Genomic DNA, 21512 nt, shown 5'->3' with positions numbered 1-21512 from the left:
CTTTCTATCGCTCCCGCATCAGTAAGCAAGCATATCGTTATTATCATCACGACTTGTCGCGTCGGCCCGTATCGCTTAGCTTGCGCCCATGATGCCGACCCGGTTCACGATGTCCGATCTCGCTGCGGTCCTGCCACCAGGAGGGAGGACGTTCGTGCAGGGCTGCTCGGCACAATCGTCAATCCTGGCCGAAGCCGTTGCAATCGCTGGCGAAGCGCTGGGCGCGATGACCTTCACCGGCATCCAGGTTCCGGGCATCAACCGCGACGACTGGCTCGCCAATCCCGCGTGCCGCTTCGAGACGTTCTTCATGACGCCTGAACTGAAGGCGGCCGGTAATTCGGTGACGTTCCTGCCGTTCTGCTACGCCGATATCCTGTCCCACTTGCGCGAAACGCCGATCGACGCTGCGCTGTTCAGCGTGTCGCCACCGGACGCGAACGGCATGTGCAGTTTTGGCCCGACCGTCGATTTCCTCGCCGATATCTGGCCGTCGATCCCGCGTCGGATCGCCCATATCAACTCGCTGCTACCACCGACATCGGGCCCGACCGCCATTCCGTTCGAGGCGATCCATGCCGTGATCGAGGGGGAAGCCGCGTTGCCCGAAACCCCCGACGGCCGCGCCGACCCGGTCAGTCTTACGATCGCCGGGCACGTCGCGGCGCTGATCGACGACGGCTCGACCATCCAGACCGGCCTCGGCAAGCTTCCGGGTGCAGTTCTGCGACTTCTAGCCGACCGTCGCGACCTGCATATCCATAGCGGTCTGATCGGCGACGCGGTGCTCGACATGCTGCACTGCGGCGCGATCGCCGAGGGCGCGCATGTCACCGCCGGCGTCGCGATCGGGACGCGACGGCTGTACGATGCGCTGCCCGACAGCGGCATCCGCTTCCATCCGGTCTCACATACGCACGCCCCCGAAATACTCGCGCGCATTCCGCGCTTCGTCACCGTGAATGCGGCGATCGCGGTCGATCTCTACGGTCAGGCGTTCGCCGAAGCGACGGACGACGGCTGGAATTCCGGTTCAGGTGGCGCCACCGACTTCGCCCGTGGCGCGCGTGGCGCGCGTGCCGCGGGCGGCGTCCGGATCGTCGCGTTGCCGAGCACCGCCAAGACCAGCAGCCGGATCATCGCCCCCGGCACCGGCCGCGGCCCCGTATCGCTCGGCCGGATGGATATCGATATCGTCGTCACCGAACATGGTGCCGCCGACCTGCGCGGACTGTCCCACGACGGACGCGCCGCGGCGCTGGTCGCGGTCGCAGCACCAGATCACCGCGAGACACTCGCCCGCGCATGGCGCGACGGGTCCCCCTGACATCAGCCCGAAGGAGCCAACCATGGCCAAGGTAATCATCACCTGTGCCGTCACAGGATCGATCCACACCCCGTCGATGTCGCCCTATCTGCCCGTCACGGCGCAGGAGATCGCCGATGCGGCGCTCGGCGCCGCCGAGGCCGGGGCCGCGATCGTCCATCTCCATGCGCGCGACCCCGAGGACGGCCGTCCCGACCAGAGCCCGGAGGCGTTCGAACCGTTCCTGAAAATCATCAAGCAATCCTCCAACGTCGTCGTGAACCTGACGACCGGCGGGTCTCCCTATATGTCGGTCGAGGAACGCGTCCGCCCCGCCGCGGTCTGGAAACCGGAAGTCGCGAGCCTCAACATGGGCTCGATGAACTTCGGACTGTTCCCGATGCTCAAGCGGTTCACCGACTTCAAGCACCAGTGGGAGCCCGACATGCTGGAAGGCAGCCACGACCTCGTCTTCCGCAACAGCTTCAAGGACATCCGCTACGCGCTGGAGACGCTGAACGAGACCGGCACGCGCTACGAGTTCGAATGCTACGACACGAGCCACCTCCACAATCTGCATTATTTCTATACCGAGGGGCTCGTGAAGGCGCCGCTGTTCATCCAGACGGTGTTCGGCCTGCTCGGCGGGATCGGCCCGCATCCCGACGAGGTGCTGCACATGAAACGGACCGCCGACCGGCTGTTCGGCGACGACTATCACTGGTCGGTGCTGGGTGCAGGCAAGAGCCAGATGGGGATCGCGGCGATGGGCGCGGCGATGGGTGGCAACGTCCGCGTCGGCCTCGAGGATTCGCTGTGGATCGGCCGCGGCAAGTTCGCTGAGAGCAACGCCGCACAGGTGCGCCAGGTCCGCCAGATCGTCGAGGGCCTCGGCCTGGAAATCGCCACCCCGGACGAGGCCCGCGCGATCCTGCAATTGAAGGGCGCCGACCGCGTCGCCTTCTAACGCGGATCGACGTTCAGCCCCTCTTCGTCATGCCGAGCTCGTTCCGGCATCCACGGCTCCGCAGAGTCGATAGCATTGGGTTTGCGGAAGGGTGGCCCCCCGGAACAAGCCCGGGATGACGGAGAATTTGTGAGACGGTTGTAGGCCGAGCTCGCTAGGTATGCCGACGGCGCGCAAAAAAATGGGCAGTCGCCGGAACGACCGCCCCACGGGGGACCTCAGAACTTGAAGCTGGTGCGCAGGCCGTATTCGCGCGGCATGCCCGGATAGCGGACGATCGTGTCGATTGCCGACGTCACCCCAGTCCAATAATATTTGTTGAACAGGTTCTTGCCGTACAGCGAGATTTCCCAGCCATCGGTCGATCCGATCCCCAGCGTGCCGTTGACCAGCGTCCGCTGCTTGATCCGGAACTGGTCGAGCCCGGCAAAGTCGGCGTTGGTCTTGCTCTGGTAGATCACCGTCCCCGACGCGTTGAGGCTGAGGTTGCCGGTCAGCGGCGCATCATAGGCCAGCGTCGACGTGCCTTGGTATTTCGGCGTGTAGGCGAACGGGCGATCCTGGAAATTGGTCGCGGTGCCCAGTTCGGTGAAGTCGGGGAAGCTGCTCTGGATCTTCGAATTCAGGTACGCGCCCGATGCGGAGAAGGTCAGCGCGGGAACGATCCGCCACGTCAGGTCGCCTTCGAAACCATAGACGCGGCTCTTGGGCACGTTGCGGATGCGCGACAGCGTGCCGAAGATCAGATCGGTCACGCGGCCGAAGATCTGCTTGTTCTTGTAGTCGTAATAAAAGCCGTTGACGTTCAGCTGGATATGCCGGTCGAACAGGCCGAGCTTGGTGCCGACCTCGTACGACGTCAGCTCTTCCTGTTGCACCGGATTCAATTGCGTCTCGACGCTGGCTGCGAAGATCGGGAACACCCCCGCCTTGTAGCCGCGCGCGACCGACCCGTAGAGCAACGTCGTGCTGCTCGGCGTCACGGTGCCGGTGACGTTCCACGAGAAGTTCGTCTCGCTCTGGTTGCGCCTTACGATGTCGACGAACCGGGTGAGATCGGTCGCCAGCGTATAGCATTGTCCGGGTTGCAAGTCGTACCGGCCCCCCGTCCGCGTCAGGATCGGATAGACGGTATTGACCAGCGCGACGTTGCCACCGCGGTAATCGCGCACGCACCCTTCGAAATCCTGCTTGTCGTTGGTGTAGCGCCCGCCCGCCGACAGCTTGAACAGGTCGTTGAACTTGTATTCCGCGTTCGCAAACCCCGCATAGACGTTCGAATTAATCTCTCCGCGTACGTCGTAATTGCCGAAGCTGCGGCGAAGCTGTGCAGGCGTGTAGCGGTTCTGCGGCAGGATCTGCGCGAGGCCGCGGAGCGTCGCGATCTGCCCGTTCTGGTCGTTATACCCGATGTCCCGCTCTGTCGCGCGATCGTCCGCGAAATAGCCGCCGACCGACCAGTTGAACCGATCGGACTCGCCGACCAGCCGCAATTCCTCCGACACCGAACGAATCCGCCCGGTCGTGTCCTGGAAAATGCTCTCGGTCTGCACGCCGCCCGCATCCGACACGTCGCGGTGATGCAGTTCGTTGTAACTGCTGAGCGACACCAGCCTGATCGTATCGGTGAACGCATAGGAGAGGTTGACCGAGCCCGCACCGAACCGCGAGTCGGTCAGCGGCCCCGGATGAAGGATGCCGATATCTGCCTGCGGCTGGTTGCCGATCGAATTCCAGTCTGCCTGCGTGTTCCTGGTCGGGTTCGGAATGATGCTCGCCGCGGTCAGCGGGTTCGCCACCGGGCGACCGCCATAGATGTAGAACGTCGCCTGCGGCACGAGGCTGTCGCCATAGCGCGCCCAGGCAGTCCCGGTCAGCGTCGCGGTGAATGGCCCGCCATTGCCGATGTCGATCGTCGAGCGCAGTCCGTATTGGTGGATCTTGCCGATCCGCTCGTTGCGCGTGACGCTCTTCTGCCAGCCCTGGTTGCGGTTCTGGCTGTCGAACGCGACGCGGACGCGGACGCTGTCGGAGACCGGCCCGCTGACGAAACCGCTGGCGTTGACCGTCTGGTAATTGCCCGCCTCGAACGTGAGTCCGGCCTTGAACGTCGAGGTCGGCTTGCCGGTGACGTAGTTGATCAGACCGCCGGTCGCGTTGCGGCCGTACAGTGTGCCCTGCGGCCCCTTCAGCACCTCGACCCGGTCGATGTCGAACGACACGCCCTGCGCCATGTACGGATAGGGCAGTGCCGCCTGATCGAGGTACAGCCCGATCGGTGCGGTCGACGACGGGTTGCGCGTGTTGAAGCCGATCCCGCGCAACGTGTAGACGGTCGCGCCGCCATAGCTCGACGTAGCCTGAAATCCGGGCACCAGCCCGACCAGGTCGGTTGGATCGTTGACCTGTTGCCGGACGAGCTGCTCCGCCCCCAGCGCAGTAACCGACACGCCGACCCGCGAGAGTGACTCAGCCCGACGTTGCGCCGTCACGATGATGTCGCCCACTTGCGTCGTCGAGGCGACGCCGTCCGCCGCATTTGCCGAAGTCGGCGCGGCGGTCGAATTCTGGTCGTCCGCGTTCTGCGTAGGGTCGGCGCCGGACGTGGCGCGCGCGGGGACTTCCGCGGGCGACACCTGCGCCACGGCAGGCAGGCTCCACGCCATCGACGCGACGAGCGCCGTGGTCGATGCCGATGCGAACAAGGTCTTCACGATCATGATCCTCCCTTTCGCCCGATTCTATGCCGGGCTGCTTTGTGGATGTGTGGTGTCGTCGTCTCAGTCGGTGAACGCGGCCTCCCGCTCGAGCATCCCGATCAAGCGATTACGGATGATGTCCTCCGCCTCGCCGATGATCCGGTCGATCAGCACCCGCACCGTCGGCACGTCGTCGATCAGCCCCTGGACCATGCCCGCCGACCAGATTCCGTGGGTGGTGTCGCCGCTGTCGAGCCCCTCCTTGCCGCGCACGCCGCGGACCAGATGCGCGATGTCCGCGAACGGCTTGCCGGCGCGCTCGTTCTCCAGGACCTGCTGGCTGATCGGGTTGCGCGCGACGCGGGCGGTATTGCGATAGCTGCGATAGACGAGGTCGGTCGCGCGTTCGTCGTTCTCGACCATTGCGGTCTTGAAGTTCTCGTGGATCGGCGCCTCCTGCGTGGCGCAGAACCGCGTGCCCATATTGACGCCGTCCGCCCCCAGCGCGAGCGCCGCGACCAGGCCGCGCGCGTCGCCGAAGCCACCACTCGCCAGCATCGGGATCTTCAGCACGTTCGCCGCCGCCGGGATCAGGATCAGGCCGGGAATGTCGTCCTCGCCCGGGTGCCCGGCACATTCGAAGCCGTCGATCGACACGGCATCGACGCCCTTGCGCTCCGCGGACAATGCGTGGCGGACCGATGTGCATTTGTGGATCACCTTGATCCCCGCCGCCTTGAACATCGCCCATTGCTCGGCGACCGCGGGCGTTCCCGCTGTCTCGACGATGGTGATGCCGGCGTCGATGATCGCCTGCGCATAGCCGTTGTAATCGGGCGCGTTGATCGTCGGGAACACGGTCAGATTGACGCCGAACGGCTTGTCGGTCAGCGCGCGGGTCTTGGCGATTTCCTGCGACAGCGCCTCGGGAGACGGCTGCGTCAGCGCGGTCAGGAAGCCCAGGCCACCGGCATTGGCGACCGCGGACACGAGCGGTGCGAGACCGACCCATTGCATGCCACCCTGCGCGATCGGGTGTTCGACACCGAACAATTCGGTGAAGCGCGTCTTCAGCATTCGACCCTCCTTCGCCGCCACCTCATTGGATAGCTTGCGTACGGGTTATTGCGCGGTTTGTGGTGATGATCAATATAATTCGTTTGCGTACAGTTCGGGTGGTGTCTAGATTTGGATCAGGAGAGTGCATGACTGACAACGCCCCCCGAGGTGAGCAGACAGGCGAGCGGACGGCAGCGATCATGTCGGATACCGACGTCGTGCTTTCCTATGCCGATCTCGAAGCGCAGTCGGTCCGGCTGTCGCATCTGCTGCGTGCCAACGGCCTCGTCGATGGCGACCGAGTCGCGGTGATCATGGAGAACGATCTCGCCTGGTTCGTCGCGATGTGGGGCGTGCGCCGTGCGAACATGTTCTTCGTGCCGGTCAACTGGCATCTGACGCCCGCCGAAATCCGCTACGTCGTCGAGAACAGCGACGCGCGGGCGATCATCACCAGCGCCCGTTTGCTTGATCTCGCGCGTGAGGCCAGCGACGGGCTCCCCGGTATCGCGGTGCGGCTGGCGGTCGGCGCGGATCGTGATGGATTCTCGGATTTCGCGAACGCGCTCCCGGAGCATTCCGAAAGTCCGTTGGCGGACGAACGCGACGGCGGATCGATGCTGTATTCGTCCGGCACCACGGGCCAGCCCAAAGGCATCCTGCGCGACCTGACCGACGACCGCTTCGGCACGCCCAACAGCCTCGAACGGATGCTGCGCGAGACGTACGCGATCGACGAGAACACGGTCTATCTGTCACCCGCGCCGATCTATCACGCCTCGCCGATCGGCTTCACCGGGACCGTGCTGGTCAACGGCGGGACGATCGTCATGATGCCCAGCTTCGACGCCGAGACCGCACTCGCCGCGATCGAGCGCTACCGCGTGACGCACGCGCAGTTCGTGCCGACGCACCTGATCCGCATGCTGCGCCTGCCGGATGCGGTGAAGGCGCGATACGACCTGTCGTCGCTGCGTGTGCTCGTCCACGCCGCCGCTCCCTGCCCGCCGGACGTGAAGCGCGCGGTGATCGACTGGTTCGGCCCGATCGTCTTCGAATATTACGCCGGCAGCGAACGGGCCGGCTTCACCGCGATAGACAGTGCGGAGTGGCTCGCACATCCCGGATCGGTCGGCCGCAGCCGCACCGGCGCGATCCACATCCTCGATCTCGAAACCGGCGCCGAGCTGCCCAATGGCGAGGTCGGCGCGATCTATTTCGAGAACCCCGTACCGTTCGACTATCACAAGGATCCGGCCAAGACCGCGGCGACCTTCAGCGCGCAAGGCTGGGGCACGCACGGCGATGTCGGCCATCTCGACGACGACGGCTATCTCTATCTCTCGGATCGTCGCGCCGACCTGATCCTGTCGGGCGGGGTCAACATCTATCCGCAGGAGATCGAGAACGTCCTCGCGGCGCATCCTGCGGTCGCCGACGCCGCGGTGATCGGCATACCCGACGATGATTTCGGCCAGCAGGTCCGCGCGATCGTCCAGCTCCTGCCGGCCGCGCCAAAACCCTCCGAAGCCGACCTAATCGCGCATTGTCGCGTGCATCTCGCCGGCTTCAAGGCGCCGCGCAGCATCGGGTTCACCGACGCACTCCCCCGCCATCCCAACGGCAAGCTGCTCCGCCGCCGCCTGATCGACGACCATCGCGCCACTCCGAAGGAACCCGCATGACCTTTACCGCCACCATCGACGGCAAGCCCGTCGACACGTCCACGCACCTGACCGTGATCAATCCCGCGACCGAAGAGGTGGTCGACGAGGCACCGGATTGCGGTGCGACCGAGCTCGACGCCGCCGTCGCCGCCGCGCGTGCGGCCTTCCCCGGCTGGCGCGCGACACCGATCGCCGAGCGCCAGGCGATGATCCTCGCGCTCGGCGCCGCGATCGCCGAGCACAAGGACGAGCTCATGCGCCTGCTTACGCAGGAACAGGGCAAGCCGCATCAGGACGCGCTCGGCGACGTGCTGGGTGGCGCACACTGGTGCAAGGTGTTCGGCCGGATGGCGATTCCCGTCGAGGTGACCGAGGACAGCGAAGACCGCCGGGTCGAAGTGCGTCGCACGCCGATCGGTGTCGTCGGCGCACTCGCCCCGTGGAACTTCCCCGTCATCCTCGCGATGCTGAAGGCCGCGCCGGCGCTAGTCGCGGGCAACACCGTCGTCCTGAAGCCATCGCCGTTCACGCCGCTCACCACGCTGCGCATCGGCGAACTCGCACGCGACATCCTGCCCGCAGGCGTGTTCAACGTGATCAGCGGCGGCGACGCGCTCGGCCCGCTAATGACCGCGCATCCGGGTATCGACAAGATCAGCTTCACCGGGTCCACTGCGACCGGCCGCAAGGTGATGGAGAGCGCGTCCGCCACACTTAAGCGCGTGACGCTCGAACTCGGCGGCAACGACGCGGCGATTGTCCTGCCCGACGTCGATGTAGACCGCGTCGCCAAACAGGTGTTCGCGGCGGCCTTCGGCAATTCTGGCCAGATCTGCGTCGCGGTGAAGCGACTCTACATCCACGCCGACATCTACGACCGGTTCGCCGCCGCGCTGACCGACCTCGCCCGCGCTGCGAAAGTCGGCGACGGCGCGGAACAAGGCACGCGGTTCGGCCCGATGCAGAACGCGGCGCAATATGACCGTGTGGTCGAACTAATCGAGGATGCGAAGACCAACGGGTACAAGTTCCTGGTCGGCGGCAAGGCGATGGATCGTCCCGGCTACTTCCTTCCCCTGACGTTGATCGACAATCCGCCTGAGGATTCGCGGATCGTCGCCGAAGAGCAATTCGGCCCGATCCTGCCGCTCCTGAAGTTCGACGACATCGCCGACGTCGTCCGTCGCGCCAACGATTCCCCGTACGGGCTCGGCGGGCAGGTCTGGTCGGGCGATGCGGAGAAGGCACTGGAGATTGGCTCGCTGCTCGATACCGGCAACGTCTTCATCAACCAGGCGCAAGCGATCTTCGCACACTCCCCGTTCGGCGGTCACAAATCGTCCGGCGTCGGCGTCGAATCCGCGCTCGATGGCCTGCTCGCCTACACCAACGCGCAGACCGTCGCGGTCAGCAAAAAATCCGTCGCTGCGCCAATCGCCGCTTGAACTCGATCCGAAGGACATCGCCGTGTCGACTCCCCAACAAACCGACGACACGGCGACCATCGCCGCGCTCCACGACAGGTTCGCTGCGCAGAAGCAGGCGTTCCTGCGTGATCCCTACCCCAGCCGCGACACCCGCAAGGCCAATCTCGAGGCGGTCATGAGTATGATGATGGCGTATGGCGACCGGATCGTCGCCGCCATGTCGGCCGATTTCGGCAGCCACCCCGAACCCGCGTCGCGCATGGTCGAGGTGCTCGGCCCGGTCGGTCGCGCGGCGCATGCGATCGCGCATCTCGACACGTGGATGGCACCCGAGCCGCGCGACGTCGACGCGGCCTTTTTCGGCTCGGCCACCGCGTTGATCCGTCACCAGCCCAGGGGCGTGATCGGCAACATCGTCCCCTGGAACTTCCCGTTCGACCTCGGCATCGGTCCGCTCGTCGACATGCTCGCCGCCGGCAATCGCGCGATCATCAAGCCGTCCGAATATACCCCCGCCTGCGCCGGGCTGATGGCCGAGATGATCGCTGCGACGTTCGACCCGGATCTGGTCACGGTAGTCGAAGGCGGGCTCGATCTCGCCAGAGCCTTCACCGATCTACGCTGGGACCACCTTCTCTACACCGGCAGCCCGGCGGTAGGACGCCAGGTGATGATGGCCGCCGCACGCAACCTCGTGCCGGTGACGCTCGAGCTCGGCGGCAAATGCCCGGCGCTCCTTGCTCCGGGTGCCGCAACCGAGGCGGCCGTCGCCGACGTGATCGGGACGAAGCTGATCAAGAACGGCCAGATGTGCATCTCGGTCGACTACGTCCTCATCCAGCGCGACGAGCTCGAGACGTTCGTGTCACGCGCGACCGATCACGTCCGCCAGACGGTCCCCAGCTATTCGCGCAGCGCCGACTGCACCGGCATCGTCTCCGACCGGCATCTCGATCGGATCCTCGCCATGATCGAGGACGCGCGCGCCGCCGGCGTCCGCGTTGTCGAACCCGAACCCGACGGCGCTATCGATCGCGCGACCCGCCGCATGCCGCTGTCGATCGTCATCGATCCGCCCGCCGACCTCGCGGTAATGCGCGAGGAGATCTTCGGCCCGATCCTGCCGGTCGTCCCCTACGACACGCTGGACGACGCGATCGCCTTCATCAACGCCGGTGAGCGCCCGCTCGGCCTGTACGTCTTCGGCGACGAGGCCGCGACGACCCAAGTCGGCGAGCAGACGATCTCGGGCGGCCTCGCGATCAACTGCTGCGCGATGCAGGGCGCACTGCACACGCTCGGCTTCGGCGGCATCGGCAACAGCGGCATGGGTCGCCACCACGGCGTCGAGGGCTTCCGGGAATTCTCCAACCCGCGCGGCGTGTTCGTCCGCGGCGAAGGCGACGTCATCGCCGCCTTCCACCCGCCCTATGCCACCGCCGCCGCCATGCGATGAGCCGCGCCGGTCAGCGCAGCAGGCACCGGCCATTGTTGAGCGCGGTGACGCCCCGCGCCTGCACGCGACACCGGAACGACACGGTGCCGTCATCGACCCAGATATCGGTTTCGATCGTATCGCCCGGAAACACCGGCGAGGTGAAGCGCACGTCGAACCCGGCGATCCGCGTGGGATCATAGTCGCACACCGTCGCCAGCACCGCGCGGCACGCGATCGCATAGCTCGCCAGCCCGTGGAGGATCGGCACCGGGAACCCGGCTCTCCTGGCAAGCGCGGGATCGGCGTGGAGCGGGTTTCGGTCGCCGGTCAGTCGGTACAGCAATGCCTGATCGGCGCGCGTCTCGGTGACGTGGACATGATCCGGCGCGCGGTCGGGGATCGCGTGAACGACGGGCGCAGGGCCCGCTTGCCCGCCGAAGCCACCATCGCCGCGCGCGAACAGGCTGCCCCCGACGGTGAACAGCGGCGTATCGTCGCCCGCCAGCCGTGCCGCCGTCTCATGATAGATCAGCGCGCCCTTCCCCGCCCCTTTGTCGAGGATCCGGACGATCCGCGTGTCGGCGATCAGCGCGGCGGCGGTCGGCAACGGCTGGTGGATCGTCAGCGACTGCTCGCCGTGCAGCACCTGCGCGAAGTCGATCGGCAACGTCCGCGCCAGCATGCTGCGTGCGACCACCACCGCCAGCGTCGGCATCGCGACGAAACCCGGCCCCTCATATACGAACTTCAGTTCGCGGTCGTCGAGCGGATCGCGCCCCATTCCCGCCGCGAGCGCATACAGCATCGTGTCGCGGTCGTCATAGGCGAAGCGCCGCCCGTCGTCGCGGAGCGCCATGAACGCGTCGTAATCGATTCCCATCACTGATCCCCCCGGTTTGATTGAACGCGGTTTCGTTCGAAGCGGTTCGGCCCGGCAAACCCGAACATCCACGCCGCAATTTTTCGCATCTGGATTTCTTCCGCGCCCTCGGTGATCCGGTAGCGTCGGTGGTGACGGTAGATGTGCTCGAACGGCGTGTGGCGCGAATAGCCGATACCGCCATGTACCTGCATCGCCCGGTCCGCCGCCTCACAGACGAGCCGGTTCGCCTGGTAATTGCACATCGCGACCTTGTCGGAGAGCGTCGCTGCGACCTCGGTGCGCGACATCGCATCCATCTCGAGCGCGGTCTTGCGGATCAGCAAGCGCAGCATCTCGACCTGCGTCGCTAGTTCGACGAGCGGAAACTGGATCGCCTGGTGAACTGCCAGCGGCTTGCCGAACGGTTTGCGCGCCCGTGCATAGTTCACGCTCTGACGAATGCAGTAATCCGCCGCCCCCAGCGAGGACGCCGCCTGCCGGATGCGGCTGTCGTGGACGAGATGCTGCGCCACCGACAGGCCATCGTCGAGCGGGCCGAGGATCGCGTCGTCCGGCACCCAGACATCGGTATAGCGGACCTGCGCATGATCGGTTGGCATGTTGAAGGTCCACAGATACGCGGCGATCTCGACGCCCGCGGCCTTTGCCGGCACGAGGAAGCACGTGATCCCGGTCGCGTCGCCCGCCCTGCCGCTGGTCCTGGCGAACAGCATCACATGGCTCGCGACGTGCATCGCAGTCGTCCACATCTTCTCGCCGTCGATCCGCCAGCCGGCGCTGCCGTCGCGCGTCTCGCGCACCGCCACCGTCTCCATGAACGTCGCGTCGGATCCGTGATCGGGTTCGGTCAGCGCAAACGCCAGGCGTCGCTCGCCGTTCAGCACCGCGTCGATGAAATCGCGACGCTGGTCCGCGCTGCCATAATCGCGCAGCACCGTGACGAGCCCGAAATTGCCGACGATCGAATGTTCGTTCTGCAGGTCGTTGTGGAGCCCCAGCCCCTTCGCCGCAAGATGCTCGCGGATGACCGCCATCGCAAAATTCCCGCCGTCCACGCCACCGAACTCCGCGGGGAGCGCGAACCGGAGGAACCCCGCCCGGTCGGCGGCTGCCGCAGCCTTGGCTAGCAGTGCCTCCCACTCGGGCCGCGGCAGACCATCGTTATCCCAGTCGGTCCGCGCGTGTTCGCGGCGGTGGTCGAAGAAGCGTTCGTTATCGTCCGCCGCCTGCATCGGCCGGATCTCCGCGTCGATGAACGCGTCGATCGCGCCCAGATACGCGACGAGATCCGGCGGCAACGCGAAATCCAACGGTGACCCTCCCAAATACGGTATTGTTGCGTATTGTTCGCTGGCGTAGCATATCCGGAGTTCAGCGGTCGTCAAGCATCGCGAAAACCGGAGAGCGCGATGGAGTCCCTTCCCTGGGTAGAGGTGCCGACGTTCGGGGCGATCGTATCGCGTCACGCGTCGCAGCGCCCGGATGCGGTAGCGCTTCGGTTCGGCGAACGATCGTGGACGTACGCGGCGTTCGACGCGCAAGCAAACCGGCTGGCGAACGCATTGCTTCGCGACGGCGCCACACCGGGCGCACGCATCGCCTATCTCGGTCGTAATCACGACGCGATACCATTGCTCGCGCTCGCGCTCTCCCGTGCCGGCCTGATCTTCGTGCCGTTGAACTGGCGTCTCGCGCCTCTCGAGATCGCGCACATCCTGGCGGATTCGGGTGCCGCGCTGCTGGTCCTCGCCGAAGGGTTCGAAACGCCGGCCCCAGGCGTTGCGACAATGCCGGTCGAGCGGCTGTTCGACGAACGCTGGCTGGGGGAAGACGTCGAGCTCAGGATAATCGTCGCGCCCACTGATACCGCGTTGATGATCTACACCTCGGGCACGACCGGCTTGCCCAAGGGCGTCATGCTCTCGCAACGCAGCCTGTTCGGTACGAGCACGCTGCGCAGTGCCGCCGCGGTCGCGTGGGACGACTGGAGCGTGGACGACGTCACGCTCGTCCCCGTGCCCCTCGCGCATATCGGCGGGTTCGGGATGCTGGCGCGCACGCTGTTCTTCGGCGGCGAGGTGGTGATTCAGCCGAGCTTCGATCCGGGCGACGTCCTGCACGCCATCGAGCACCAGCGAATTAGCAAGCTCGGCCTCGTCCCGACCGCGCTGAAGATGATGATCGATCATCCCCGATCGGGCTTCGTCGATTACGCGCGGATCCGCACGATCGTCTACGGCGCCGCGCCGATCACGACGGAGCTGTTGCGCGAAGCCATCGCCGTCTTCGGGTGCGAGTTCGCGCAGAGCTACGGGATGACCGAGACAAGCGGGACGTGTGTCGCGCTGCCGCCGCAGGATCACGCCGTCACGCCGACGCCGCGGATGCGATCCGCCGGGCGCGCGCTGCCGGGCACCGAAATCCGCATCGTCGATCCCGTTGGCGAACCGCTTCTCCCCGGCGAGGTGGGTGAGATCCTGATCCGCAGCATCTCGGTGATGGTGGGCTATTGGAACATGCCCGAGGCAACCGCGCAGGTGCTCGGCGCGGACGGCTGGTACCGCACCGGCGACGCGGGGTATCTCGACAACGACGGCTATCTCTTCATCAAGGACCGGGTCAAGGACATGATCGTCTCGGGCGCGGAGAACATCTATCCGGCAGAGGTCGAGAATGCGCTAGCCGGTCATCCCGACATCGCCGAGGTCGCGGTCATCGGCGTGCCCGATCCGCATTGGGGCGAGGCGGTGAAGGCGATCGTCGTACCGGTCGACGGCCGTCGGATTGATCCGGCATCGGTCATCGCCTGGGCGCGATGCCGCATTGCCGACTTCAAGACGCCCAAGTCAATCGACGTCGTCGCAGGGCTCCCACACAACGCATCCGGCAAGATCCAGAAGGCCGAACTGCGCAAGGCCTATTGGGCCGGTACCGATCGGCAGGTGAACTGATGGCCACGCCGTCTCAAACTTCTGCGGAGCCCGTCCAGACCAATCGGACCTGGGTCATGACCGTGCTGGTCGCGGTGTATGCGTCGAACTTCATCGACCGGACGATCATCAACGTCCTGCAACAGCCGATCAAGGTCGAGCTGGGATTGCAGGACTGGCAGTTGGGCATGCTCGGCGGCACCACCTTCGCGATCTTCTACACCGTGCTCGGCCTGTACGTCGCACGGATTGCCGAACGCAGCGACCGGACGACGGTACTGACGATCTGCATCCTGCTCTGGTCCGCGTTCACGATGCTATGCGGGGCCGTTACCGGGTTCGTGCAACTCCTGCTGCTGCGGGTCGGCGTCGCGGTCGGCGAAGCTGGCGCGACACCGACCGGCCATTCGTTGATCTCAGACTATTATCCGCCCGAGAAGCGCGCGGGCGCCTTGGCGGTATTCGCGTCCGGCAACACGATCGGCGCGATGCTCGGCGCCTTGCTGGGCGGCGTCGTCGGCCATGCATGGGGTTGGCGCTGGGCGTTCGTCGTGGCCGGCGCGCCCGGCGTAATCCTGGCGTTGCTGACATGGTTCACGATCCGCGAACCCCGCCGCGCGCGCCCTCGCGAGACGGCGCGGGAAACCGACGTGCCGCCCGCCCGCGCGGTCGCCGCGACGCTGTTTGCCAAGCCGACCTTCCGTCATCTCGCCGCTGCCGTCGCACTGACGCTGTTCGCCGCCTACGCAATCTCCGCGTTCTTCGTGCCGCATTTGATGCGCAGCTTCGGCCTCTCGCTGCAGGCGGCGGGTCTGTATGGCGGCGTCGGCGGCGGGCTGATGCTCGGCATCGGCACGATCCTCGGGGGCTTCCTCGCGCAACGGCTCGCGCGACGGGACCGGCGCTGGATGCTGTGGACGCCGGGCACCGCGATGGCGCTGGCCGCTCCGCTGTGTCTCGCCACGTTCACCACGCGCGACATGCATGCCGCGATCGCGCTGTTCCTCGTCATGAGCATCGGCATCGGTACGTTCCAGGGCCCCTTGTTCGGCACGACGCATTCGTTCGTCGGACCACGGATGCGCGCTACCGCCAGCGCGATCATGCTCCTGACGATCACGTTGGTCGGGCTCGGCCTTGGTCCGCTGGTCATCGGCTTCGCGAGCGATCTGCTCGCCCAACGCAGCTACGGTGCCGCCGATTACGAGACCGTCTGTCGCGCTGGAACGATCGCGATCGCTGCATGCCAGGCGGCATCGGCGGAAGGATTGCGGCTGGCGCTGCTTGCCTGTGGCGGCGTGTTCGCGTGGTCCGCGGTGCATTTCTTCCTCGCCGCCCGCACGATCCGCGACGACGTGATCGACTAGACCTCCGGCAAGCCGCTCGATACCAGGTCCGGAAAGGCGGGCGCACGTTTCTCGAGAAAGGCCGCGACACCCTCGCGCGCATCCGCCGACTGGCCCCGAGCGATGATCATCCCGCTCTCCATCCGGTGGGCGACCATCGGGTGATCCGCGGTCAGCATCCGCCACATCATCCGACGCGTGAGCGCGACCGATACCGGCGCGGCATTGTCCGCAATCTCGCGCGCGATCGCACGCGCCGCGGGCATCAAGTCCTCCGGCGCGTGGATCGACCGCACCAGTCCGCCCTCCAGCGCGGTCTGCGCATCGATGACCTTACCGGCAAAGCACCATTCCAGCGCGCGCGAGATCCCGACGATCCGCGGCAGGAACCACGACGACGCCGATTCCGGCACGATGCCGCGGCGCGTGAACACGAAACCGAAGCGGGCATCGCGCGAGGCCAGCCGGATATCCATCGGCAACAGCATCGTCGCCCCCACCCCCGCCGCTACGCCGTTGATCGCGGCGATGATCGGTTTGAGGCTCTCGAACATCCGCATCGTCAGGATACCGCCCCAGTCACGCGTCGCCTCCTCACCGTCCGGCGTTTCGCCAAAGCCGGCCGCGGACAGATCCGCCCCTGCGCAGAACGCCCGTCCCGCACCGGTGATGATGACGGCACGCACGCGGTCGTCCGCATCGGTCCTGTCAAAGACCTCCGCCAACGCCGTGGCGGAAATGCGCGTCAGGGTGTTCAACTGGTCGGGGCGATCGAGCGTGATCGTCGCGATCCCATCCGCGATATCGACCTTGAAGGCATCCATCCGCAACTCCGTTCGCTTGTATATGGTTCGCTTTATATCTATCCCAAGGGGCATCACCGGGCAAGCTACGCGCAGGGACCTCGACCGCTCCATGACCACCAATCGACAGCTTATCATCGCCCGGCTGCCGGAAGGCCCACTGTCGCAGGACAGTTTCACGATGATCGAGGCTCCCATGCCGAGTATCGCGGACGGACAGTTGCTGGTCAGGACGCATATGATCTCGATCGACGCCGCCAACCGCGCCTGGATGCAGGGCATGACCTACCGCTCCGCACTCTCGACCGGCACGCTGATGGCCGGCCTCGCCATTGCCGAAGTCATCGAAAGCCGCGCCCCCGGCTTCGCGGTCGGCGATCTCGTCTTCGCAGATAGCGGCTGGCAGGACTATGCCGCGCTCGATGCAACCGCAGCGCAACGCCAACCGCCAGGCGTCGACCCCGCGCACCTGCTCAGCCTGTACGGCACCTCGGCGCTCACCGCCTATTTCGGACTTACCGAGGTGGGCGCGCTGCAGCCCGGCGACACGCTGGTCGTCTCCGCGGCCGGCGGCTCGGTCGGCACCGCGGTCGGACAGATCGGCCGCACCCTTGGCGCACGCGTGATCGGCATAGCCGGTGGGGTCGACAAATGCCGCTGGCTGGTCGACGATCTCGGTTTCGACGCCGCGATCGACTACAAGGCCGGCGATGTCCGCGGCGACCTGAAACGGATCGTATCCGAGGGGATCGACGTCTATTTCGACAATGTCGGCGGGGACATCCTCGATACCTGCCTGTTCGCGATGAACACCGGCGGCCGCATCATCTGCTGCGGCGCCGTCAGCAGCTATGACGGGACCAAGCCAGCGCATGGTCCGCGTGGCGTACCCGGCCTGTTGATCACCAAGCAGTTGACGATGCGCGGCTTCATCGTCGACGACTTCGCGCATTTACGCGATCATGCCATCGACAAGCTACGGGAATGGCACGCATCCGGCGCATTGCGCGCGATCGAGGATATCGTCGAAGGCTTGGAGAATGCCCCCGCCGCGCTCGTGGATCAATTGGCCGGCGGCAACCGCGGCAAACGCATGGTGCGCGTCTGGTGATTGGGACCGCACGGCAGCAAAGCAATCTTCGACCGGAACCACCCTATTCGGCCCCTCCCCGTCATATGAACGAACGGCCGCCTACTACGATCGTTGCCCGAAAGCGGACTGGCGGCTTTCCACCAGGATCGCCTTTGCACGAGCTGCACGCAAAGCTAGGCTTTCTGGCATTATGGATGATTCGGGGGATGTGGCAACCTCCGGAGGGACGCTAACCCTGGAAGTGTAGTCCGGTTAGGGGGCCAGACTGGGGCCACCAGGATACGCGTTATCGACAACCCTATTATGCTCAAATAATTATCTGACGATCATGAGTCCTCTTCCGGCACCACACTACAGAAGCGCAGCTGAACGGGACGGATCTTAAGAGTCGCTCGCGTCACCAACATCAAGGTAAGGGTAGTCAAACCATGATAGTTACCCAGATCGCGCACATCATTGCGGATTATGTCGTTTTTCTTGAGCTGACCGAGGAAGAGGAGCTAAACCTTGATACGGCCGTCACGATGATGGAAGCGCTAGCGGACCAGCTCGAAAATTTGGATAAGGGTTTTCTACGCGAACTGATCGACGCCTTCGCCGTAATCGCCGCGGAATATAGCGGCGAGGCGCAGCGAGTGGTGCGAGATATAGCGCACAACTTTTATCTCGAAGAGGCGCTCGCAGCCGACGATCCGGTGAGACTGGTTCAGTTGGAGGAGCTACGCGACGCAAGGGAATGAACGCCAGGATATCAGCGCCCCAAGCATGTGAAAGTAACGACGTCGAACAATCGATGCCGCCCTATCGGTAACGCTGGCTGAGAGCGTTTTAACCGATCTGAGCGCCCAGCTTTGGCCTCCGTGGGCAAATTTCTTGGCGCTGAGGCGGCGTGGAGCATGGCAACTGCGTCTTGCATCGTGACCGGCGGATTCATGTCCCGAGGCGAATTCGGGTAAGCGGCTTCCGTGTCGCCTAACTCGACCGAGTGCAAAACGGCGCTACCCGACCGAGCGGCCGGTCGACGCACGCAGAGATCATCAAGCGCTAGGGTACTCGTTGAACCCTTAGTTGCTTTGGAATTGCCTCGACCGCTCAGGCGGGAAGCGCTGGATGCCCCGTGAGGATTCGAACCTCAATAGGCGGTATCAGAAACCGCAGTCTTACCATTAGACGACGGGGCATCAGCGAGGGCGGGCTCTACGGGCGACCGCCAAGGCTGTCAACGTCAAGATGATGCTGTTCCGCCACTTCGCTTGCGTAATCGCGCCGCCGCGCTACATTCGTCACCAAGCACCGGGCGGGTATTTTCCCGCAGCGGCAGACATAGATAGCGAGTTTTACGGCGATGGGGGATGTTTCCGCCCGAATGCCGTTCCGGCAGGACGGTCCTGCCCGTCCGGCGGCGACCCGGCCCTCTCGTGGGCGGTGGGCCGATGCGCAGGCGTTTGCCGCGCTGGATCTTGGCACCAACAATTGCAGATTGCTGATCGCACGGCCGCAGGCTGGCGGCTTCGCGGTGATCGATGCGTTCTCGCGAATTGTCCGACTTGGTGAGGGATTGGCCTCGACCGGCAAGCTGAGCGATGCGGCGATCGAGCGGACCATCGCTGCCTTGCGCGTGTGTTCGGACAAGTTGCAGCGGCGCAACGTCACGCTGGCGCGGTCGGTCGCGACGGAGGCCTGTCGGCAGGCGTCGAACGGGCCTGCGTTCATTGCGCGAGCTCTCGCCGAGACGGGTATCCATCTGGACATCATTTCCGCCGAGGAGGAGGCGCGGTTGGCGGTGCTAGGCTGCCATGCACTGATCGAGCCGGGGGAGGATCCCGCGCTCGTGTTCGATATCGGCGGCGGGTCGACCGAGCTCGTGCTGGTCGATACCTCGACGCCGATACCGACCGTGCTCGACTGGCATTCGGCGCCGTGGGGTGTGGTGTCGCTGACCGAGCATGCCGGTGGCGGTGAGGGCGAAGGCGGCCGTCGTGCCGCGTATGCGAAGATGCGTCAGGTCGTTGCAGACAGTTTCGCGGGGTTTGCAGCCCGCCTGCCCCGGCATATCGAGCGGCCGCGGTTGCTCGGCACCAGCGGCACGGTAACGACGCTCGGCAGCGTGCATCTTGGGCTCAGCCATTACGATCGCTCGGTGGTCGATGGGCTGATCGTGCCCGCCTCGGCAATGCGCAAGATCAGCGCCGACCTTTCTCATATGTCGATCACGGAGCGCGCCAAGCTGCCGTGCATCGGCAACGAGCGCGCCGACCTGGTGGTCGCGGGCTGTGCCATTCTGGAGACGATCATGGATTTGTGGCCCGCCGAACGGCTCGGCATCGCCGACCGCGGCATTCGTGAAGGGATTTTGCGCCGACTTATGGGCGCGCCCAAGCCGGGCAAATCGGGTGCGGGAGCATGAGCCGCGGTGGTTCCGGCGGGCATGTCCGCGTTCTCACCGCGCGGAAGCGGACCGCGCAGTCGACGCGCTGGCTCGAGCGGCAGCTGAACGATCCGTATGTGAAGCGTGCCAAGGCCGATGGCTATCGTAGCCGGGCGGCCTACAAGCTGATCGAGCTCGACGAGCGGTTCGAGTTGATCCGCGGGTCGAAGCGCGTGGTCGATCTCGGTCTTGCGCCGGGTGGCTGGGCACAGGTGATCCGGCGGCGGATACCCAAGGCGACTGTCGTCGGCATCGATCTGCTGCCGGTCGATCCGATCGAGGGCGTGACGATCTTCGAGATGGATTTCCTCGACGATGCGGCGCCGGGGAAGTTGATCGAGGCCTTAGGCGGCGCGCCCGACCTGGTGCTGTCGGATATGGCGGCGAACACGGTCGGGCATCCGCAGACCGATGCGCTCAGGACGATGGCGCTGGTCGAGACGGCGCTGCATTTTGCGTGCGAGGTGCTGGAGCCGGGCGGGACGTTCGTGTCGAAGGTGTTCGCGGGCGGGGCCGACGCCGAGCTGGTCGCGGAGATGAAGCGGAACTTCAAGACGGTGAAGCACGCCAAGCCGCCGGCGAGCCGGAAGGGGTCGGTCGAGTGGTTCGTGGTGGCGCAGGGGTTTAAAGGCCGAGACCCGAAATAGCGCAGCTATTTTCGGATAAGTCGAAAGCCCGGCCAGCGTTGCGCAGCAACGACTGACGACGCGGCTTAGCCGCGGCGCCCTGCCTTAGGGTGATACCGAAGCGTCACGGCCAAGACTGTTTCCCCGCGAAGGCGGGGATCCAGACTGGGCTCCCGCCTTCGCGGGAGAACAAGGAGAGGGCGTGGGTTGGCGATCTGCCTGATGCACGTGCCCTCACCCTTCCCACGGCAAGTGCCGCGGGCCCCTTCCCTCGCCCCTTCAGGGAGAAGGTATAGAAAAAGCCCGCGGACCTCTTGATCCACAGGCTCTCTTTATTTCGCGCGCCGCGGCAAAGCCGCGTCGTCGGCCGGGCTATGCCCGCCGGCCGGGGTTTCGGCCAAGCCGCGGATTAGCTTTCGCTAATACGCTGCCTCAACCCTCGTAATCAGCACCTAGATTCTGGTTCCGCGGCGGTGCCGCAGCCGTCAGCCGCAGTGCCTCGGCCGAAGCGGCCAGGCTGCCCACGGCATCGACCTCGTCGTCGTCGTCGACGCGAACCTTCTGCAGGCCCTGGATAACCTGTTCCTTGAGATGCGCCGGCTTGACGTTCTCGTCGGCGATCTCGCGCAGCGCGACGACCGGGTTCTTGTCGCGGTCGCGGTCGAGCGTCAGTTCGGCGCCGCCCGAGATCTGGCGCGCACGCTGGGCCGCGAACAACACCAGGTCGAACCGGTTGGGGATCTTGTCGACACAATCCTCGACGGTAACGCGCGCCATGCGGCTTCCTTCGTAACAACGATAGAATGAGAATGCGTCGCCTACGGGGGGTGGCCCACAAAG

General features: G+C 65.4%; 17 protein-coding genes and 1 tRNA gene. 11 read left to right on the top strand and 7 right to left on the bottom strand.

The window, feature by feature from the left end:
- Positions 1-91 precede the first annotated feature (91 nt).
- The gene (locus AC1MH0_RS12470; protein WP_480963040.1) at positions 92-1327 is read left to right on the top strand and encodes an acetyl-CoA hydrolase/transferase C-terminal domain-containing protein; all 1236 of its coding nucleotides are present in this window, start codon (positions 92-94) and stop codon (positions 1325-1327) included.
- 22 nt (positions 1328-1349) lie between these two features.
- Positions 1350-2273, top strand: coding sequence for a 3,5-dioxohexanoate:acetyl-CoA acetone transferase (gene kce, locus AC1MH0_RS12465; protein ID WP_480963039.1), 924 nt, complete (start codon positions 1350-1352; stop codon positions 2271-2273).
- 218 nt (positions 2274-2491) lie between these two features.
- Here the strand turns inward: kce and AC1MH0_RS12460 are convergent, their stop codons facing one another.
- Positions 2492-4987 (bottom strand): TonB-dependent receptor, encoded by a 2496-nt coding sequence (locus AC1MH0_RS12460; RefSeq protein WP_480963038.1) that lies wholly within the window; start codon positions 4985-4987, stop codon positions 2492-2494.
- 66 nt (positions 4988-5053) lie between these two features.
- Positions 5054-6049, bottom strand: a complete 996-nt coding sequence (locus AC1MH0_RS12455) for an NAD(P)H-dependent flavin oxidoreductase (protein ID WP_480963037.1) — start codon at positions 6047-6049, stop codon at positions 5054-5056.
- 128 nt (positions 6050-6177) lie between these two features.
- Between AC1MH0_RS12455 and AC1MH0_RS12450 the strand changes: the two genes are divergently transcribed.
- The 3 genes from AC1MH0_RS12450 to AC1MH0_RS12440 are packed head-to-tail and all read left to right on the top strand — an operon-like array spanning position 6178 to position 10581.
- Positions 6178-7716 carry an AMP-binding protein gene (locus AC1MH0_RS12450; RefSeq protein WP_480963036.1) on the top strand — a complete coding sequence of 513 codons (1539 nt, stop codon included), beginning with the start codon at positions 6178-6180 and terminating at the stop codon, positions 7714-7716.
- A complete protein-coding gene (locus AC1MH0_RS12445) occupies positions 7713-9143 on the top strand; it encodes an aldehyde dehydrogenase family protein (protein ID WP_480963035.1) in 1431 nt (476 codons plus the stop codon). The genes AC1MH0_RS12450 and AC1MH0_RS12445 overlap by 4 nt, the downstream gene beginning before the upstream one ends.
- A 22-nt stretch (positions 9144-9165) precedes the next feature.
- A complete protein-coding gene (locus AC1MH0_RS12440) occupies positions 9166-10581 on the top strand; it encodes an aldehyde dehydrogenase family protein (RefSeq protein ID WP_480963034.1) in 1416 nt (471 codons plus the stop codon).
- Positions 10582-10591: 10 nt separating this feature from the next.
- On the opposite strand, the gene AC1MH0_RS12435 is transcribed toward AC1MH0_RS12440, so the two are convergent.
- Complete coding sequence (locus AC1MH0_RS12435; protein WP_480963033.1) at positions 10592-11443, bottom strand: MaoC family dehydratase; 852 nt, start codon at positions 11441-11443, stop codon at positions 10592-10594.
- Entirely contained in the window at positions 11443-12756 is a 1314-nt protein-coding gene (locus tag AC1MH0_RS12430; RefSeq protein WP_480963032.1) for an acyl-CoA dehydrogenase family protein, read from the bottom strand. Before AC1MH0_RS12430 ends, AC1MH0_RS12435 begins: the two co-directional genes overlap by 1 nt.
- A 99-nt stretch (positions 12757-12855) precedes the next feature.
- On the opposite strand from AC1MH0_RS12430, the gene AC1MH0_RS12425 reads away from it, so the two are divergent.
- Both AC1MH0_RS12425 and AC1MH0_RS12420 read left to right on the top strand, forming a co-directional pair.
- Positions 12856-14397: an AMP-binding protein gene (locus AC1MH0_RS12425; RefSeq protein WP_480963031.1), complete on the top strand. Its 1542-nt coding sequence runs from the start codon at positions 12856-12858 to the stop codon at positions 14395-14397.
- Positions 14397-15743, top strand: coding sequence for a spinster family MFS transporter (locus AC1MH0_RS12420; protein ID WP_480963030.1), 1347 nt, complete (start codon positions 14397-14399; stop codon positions 15741-15743). The genes AC1MH0_RS12425 and AC1MH0_RS12420 overlap by 1 nt, the downstream gene beginning before the upstream one ends.
- Here the strand turns inward: AC1MH0_RS12420 and AC1MH0_RS12415 are convergent.
- Positions 15740-16546: an enoyl-CoA hydratase-related protein gene (locus AC1MH0_RS12415; RefSeq protein ID WP_480963029.1), complete on the bottom strand. Its 807-nt coding sequence runs from the start codon at positions 16544-16546 to the stop codon at positions 15740-15742. The genes AC1MH0_RS12420 and AC1MH0_RS12415 overlap by 4 nt on opposite strands.
- A gap of 91 nt (positions 16547-16637) precedes the next feature.
- Between AC1MH0_RS12415 and AC1MH0_RS12410 the strand changes: the two genes are divergently transcribed.
- Together AC1MH0_RS12410 and AC1MH0_RS12405 are read left to right on the top strand one after the other, a co-directional pair.
- Positions 16638-17636, top strand: coding sequence for an NADP-dependent oxidoreductase (locus tag AC1MH0_RS12410; protein WP_480963028.1), 999 nt, complete (start codon positions 16638-16640; stop codon positions 17634-17636).
- 410 nt (positions 17637-18046) lie between these two features.
- A complete protein-coding gene (locus AC1MH0_RS12405) occupies positions 18047-18358 on the top strand; it encodes a hypothetical protein (RefSeq protein WP_480963027.1) in 312 nt (103 codons plus the stop codon).
- 367 nt (positions 18359-18725) lie between these two features.
- Here the strand turns inward: AC1MH0_RS12405 and AC1MH0_RS12400 are convergent.
- Positions 18726-18799 (bottom strand) — tRNA-Gln (locus tag AC1MH0_RS12400).
- A gap of 185 nt (positions 18800-18984) precedes the next feature.
- Between AC1MH0_RS12400 and AC1MH0_RS12395 the strand changes: the two genes are divergently transcribed.
- Together AC1MH0_RS12395 and AC1MH0_RS12390 are read left to right on the top strand one after the other, a co-directional pair.
- Entirely contained in the window at positions 18985-20025 is a 1041-nt protein-coding gene (locus AC1MH0_RS12395) for a Ppx/GppA phosphatase family protein (protein WP_480963026.1), read from the top strand.
- Positions 20022-20693, top strand: a complete 672-nt coding sequence (locus tag AC1MH0_RS12390) for an RlmE family RNA methyltransferase (protein ID WP_480963025.1) — start codon at positions 20022-20024, stop codon at positions 20691-20693. The genes AC1MH0_RS12395 and AC1MH0_RS12390 overlap by 4 nt, the downstream gene beginning before the upstream one ends.
- 411 nt (positions 20694-21104) lie before the next feature.
- Here the strand turns inward: AC1MH0_RS12390 and rpoZ are convergent, their stop codons facing one another.
- A complete protein-coding gene (gene rpoZ, locus AC1MH0_RS12385) occupies positions 21105-21449 on the bottom strand; it encodes a DNA-directed RNA polymerase subunit omega (RefSeq protein WP_055882033.1) in 345 nt (114 codons plus the stop codon).
- Positions 21450-21512 lie beyond the last annotated feature (63 nt).

It is taken from the genome of Sphingomonas sp. AP28, from assembly GCF_056680455.1.
Note: the sequence above shows the minus strand (reverse complement) of the source record. Positions and strands in the feature narration are given on the sequence as shown.